Consider the following 4,305-nt stretch of genomic DNA (forward strand, 5'->3'; position numbering starts at 1 on the left):
TGGCTCACAGAACGACATGGCTACGATCCGACTTTGTTGTCAACTTTATGCGCTTTATTGCTGAGGAAGTGCGAGAAACAATGGCAGAGCTTGGCTTCCGGACCCTTGAAGAAATGGTTGGCCGGACAGATGTCCTAACGATAAGCGAACGTGCTCAAAGTCATTGGAAAGCAAAATATTTAGATCTGACTACTCTTCTTCATCAACCGGAAGGTGTTCGAACGTACCAGACACCGCAAAATCATAAAATTAATGAATCACTTGATATGCGAGAAATTCTGCCTGCGGTTATGCCAGCATTACTCAATCAAACTCCTGTAGATGTTTCTTTCCCAATCATGAATGTCAACCGTGTGACTGGAACGATCGTTGGAAGTGAAGTTTCAAAACGTTATGGTGCAAAAGGGCTTCCAGATGATACCATCACCCTTCGTTTTACAGGGTCGGCTGGTCAGAGCTTTGGTGCGTTTATACCAAACGGAATGTCGCTTCATTTAACGGGAGATGCCAATGATTATATCGGTAAAGGCATGTCTGGAGGCAAGCTCATCGTAAAAGCACCGAGTGGCAGTATCGGAGCAAGTGAGAATGTCATTGCAGGAAATGTTGCACTATATGGGGCAACGAGTGGATCAGCTTTTATTAACGGTCGCGCGGGTGAACGTTTTGCCGTTCGAAACAGTGGGGTAGATGTGGTCGTAGAGGGCATTGGTGATCATGGTTGTGAATATATGACCGGCGGACACGTAGTTATTCTCGGCGATGTAGGGAAAAACTTTGCTGCCGGGATGTCTGGAGGAATCGCTTATATTCTTACCGATCAACAAGAAGAATTTAAATCCCTTTGTAATAAGGAAATGATTGAATTTGGTGATCTCTATCATGAAGAAGACCAAGAGTTGGTTAAAACAATGATCGAAAAACATTTACAGCATACCGAAAGTCAAAACGCTGCGTATGTTCTGGAAAACTGGGAGGATTTCGTACAGAAGTTTGTTAAGGTCATCCCGAAAGATTACAAACGCATGCTTGAAAGCATTACAAAACACAAGCAAGCAGGTTTTAGTGAAGAACAGGCTGAATTGAATGCCTTCCACGAAAATACCAATAAAAAAAAGCAAGCTGCTAAACAGGCTGTGGCTCAGTAGGAAGGGAGAGTAAAGAATGGGAAAAGCAACAGGATTTATCGAATATGCACGGGAAAAGACGATTGATCGAAATCCTCGTACTCGGTTGAATGACTGGAACGAATACTCGGCTCCTTTTAGTGATGAAACATTAAAAAAACAGGGCGCACGCTGCATGGATTGCGCCACTCCATTCTGCCATATTGGAATGGAAATACAAGGTGTAACCACCGGGTGTCCCATTCATAATTTAATCCCTGAATGGAACGATCTTGCCTATCGCGGCAGATGGAGAGAAGCACTCGACAGACTGCTTAAGACCAATAATTTTCCTGAGTTCACAGGCCGTGTGTGTCCTGCTCCTTGTGAGGGCTCATGCACGTTGGCCATTACTGATCCAGCTGTTGCCATTAAAAGCATTGAACGGACAATCATCGATAAAGGGTTTGAAAACGGCTGGATTACACCCCGTATTCCAAAATGGAGAACGGGTAAGAAAATTGCCATTATCGGGTCTGGTCCTGCTGGACTCGCAAGTGCGGATCAGTTAAACCAAGCTGGACACTCTGTCACGGTTTATGAACGAGCGGATCGAGCTGGCGGCCTGCTTATGTATGGGATTCCGAATATGAAGTTGGAAAAAGAAATCGTTGAACGTCGGATTCGGCTGCTTACGCAAGAAGGCATAGATTTTGTGATGAATACAGAAATAGGTAAGGACATAACCCGTGCGGAATTAACAGAACAATTTGATGCGGTGATTCTCTGTACAGGTGCACAGAAACAGCGCGAACTAGCTATCGAAGGCAGCGACTCAAAAGGAATTACCCTAGCCATGCATTATCTTTCAACCACGACAAAAAGTATGTTGGACAGTCAGTTTGAAGATAACCAATTTATCAATACAGAAGGAAAAGATGTCATCGTCATTGGCGGTGGAGATACAGGGGCAGATTGTGTAGCAACAGCTATGCGTCAAAAATGTCGCAGTGTTGTTCAATTTGGTAAACATCCGCAGCTGCCTCAGTCTCGTACGGATGATAATATGTGGCCGGCCTACCCAAATGTTTTTTCACTAGACTATGCCTATGAAGAAGCAAATGCAAAATTTGGAGAAGATCCTCGTAAATATTCAGTACAGACAAAGAAAATTGTGGCTGACGAACAAGGTCAGATAAAAGAATTGCATACGATCCAAATGGAGAAATTAAAGGATGAGAACGGCAGGTTTTATTTCAAAGAAATTCCCGGTTCCGAAAAAATTTGGCCAGCACAGCATGTGTTTATCGCCATTGGGTTTGAGGGAACGGAAGAACCTCTGCTAAATCATTTCGGCGTTGAGGCAGTTAACCAAAAAATTGTCGCTGCCAAAGGAGATTACCGTACCAATATCGAAGGTGTTTTCGCAGCCGGTGATGCTCGACGAGGGCAAAGTTTAATCGTCTGGGCGATTAATGAAGGCAGAGAAGTTGCACGATCTGTAGATCATTATTTAATGGGTAGTACCGTTCTTCCATAATACAAAAAAGCGCCTACTGGTGCTTTTTTTTGTTGGATTTGATTAGTAAAAATGCCAGTATGATGCATTTAACTTGTATACAAGCGCCTAATCTTGCCTGAATATGGTACAATTTAAAAATAGAGTAAATTCGATAATAAAACAGGCTGCAGACATGGTTTTGCTGAAAACTAGATAACTAGAATAAGAGACTTTTGCAGCATTACGGGAGTGTGTTAAGAGTTGAAGAAAGATAAAAAGCAAAAAGCTAAAATACCATTTCGAATGAATCTACTTTTTCTAGCGGTATTTTTGTTATTTTCACTTTTGGTTGTTAGGCTCGGTGTCATTCAAATTGTTTATGGTGATGATTATGTTAGTGAATTAGAGCGTACGGAGAATGTAACAGTCAATACATCGGTTCCAAGAGGGAAAATGTATGACCGTTATGGAAATGTTATTGTCGATAATGAACCGCTGAATGCCATTACCTATACGAGATACAGCGGAACGACAGCCAAAGAAATGCTTGAAACGGCTGAAGAACTCAATAAATTAATTAAAATAGATACAAAACGAGTAACAGAACAAGATAAAAAGGATTTTTGGCTGTTAAAACATCCTGAAGAAGCATTAGAAATGTTGTCAGATAAAGAGAAGGAATTAAAGCCAAAAGAGCAATATAAATTACAAATCAGCAGAGTGAAACAAGAAGATATTGAGAAAATAATCGGTGAAGAACTTAAAATTCTTGCGATTTTCAGAGAATTTAACAGCGGTATGTCGTTGACGCCGCAAATTGTTAAGAATAAAGGGGTAACCAAAGAAGAATATGCAAGAGTGAGTGAGCATCTAGATACACTTCCGGGCGTAGAAATTACAACGGATTGGAATCGAACGTATGCGTACGATGAAACCCTGCAAACGGTACTCGGTAAAGTATCATCTTCGGATGAAGGTCTGCCTGCAGAACAGATAGACTATTATCTTGCTAGAGACTATAAGCGAAATGATCGCGTCGGTAAAAGCTATCTTGAAAAACAATACGAAGATGTGCTGCAAGGTCAAAAAGCAAAAGTGAAAAATATCACCCATAAAGGAAAGGTCGTTGAAACGGAAGTCATCTCAGAAGGAGAAAGAGGCAAGGATCTGCTTCTAACGATTGACATGGATCTTCAGCTTGCTGCTGAAGAAATTCTTGAAAAAGAATTATGGGCGAAGAAAAGAAGCGGCGCGAACCGCTATCTTGATCGTGCCTTTGTTGTCTTAATGAGCCCCAATACAGGAGAAGTTTTAACAATGGCCGGCAAGCAATATGTAGTAGATAAAAAAACAGGTAAGCCTTCTATTAAAGATTTCGCTCTTGGTAATATCAGCACTTCGTATACGGTAGGATCTACTGTCAAAGGGGCTACTATTTTAACAGGTTATCAAGGTGGAGTACTTTATCCTGGGCAAGTGATTAATGACCAACGAATGAATATTAAGGGTTTAGATAAAGGCTCATATTCAAGTTTTGGCAACATTAATGATTTAACCGCACTTCAAAAATCATCAAACGTCTATATGTTTAAAACGGTAATTGCTCTTGGTGGAGGACATTATATATCCGGCCAAAAAACGCGGATGGACTCGCAGAAAACTTTTCCAATTATGCGGAATTCCTTCTCTTCTTTTGGA

The 4,305-nt window shown here is 41.3% G+C and carries 3 protein-coding genes; all 3 read left to right on the top strand.

Annotated features, from left to right (window positions below; all coding sequences use genetic code 11):
- The coding region (locus tag AC52RT_RS06315; RefSeq protein WP_495539961.1) for a GltB/FmdC/FwdC-like GXGXG domain-containing protein at positions 1 to 1,148 on the top strand (1,148 nt) is incomplete at its 5' end.
- Between the two features lie 16 nt (positions 1,149 to 1,164).
- Positions 1,165 to 2,646 (top strand): glutamate synthase small subunit, encoded by a 1,482-nt coding sequence (gene gltD, locus AC52RT_RS06320; RefSeq protein ID WP_495539962.1) that lies wholly within the window; start codon positions 1,165 to 1,167, stop codon positions 2,644 to 2,646.
- A gap of 222 nt (positions 2,647 to 2,868) precedes the next feature.
- The coding region (locus AC52RT_RS06325; protein ID WP_495539963.1) for a penicillin-binding transpeptidase domain-containing protein at positions 2,869 to 4,305 on the top strand (1,437 nt) is incomplete at its 3' end.

The organism is Peribacillus sp. (assembly GCF_059453735.1).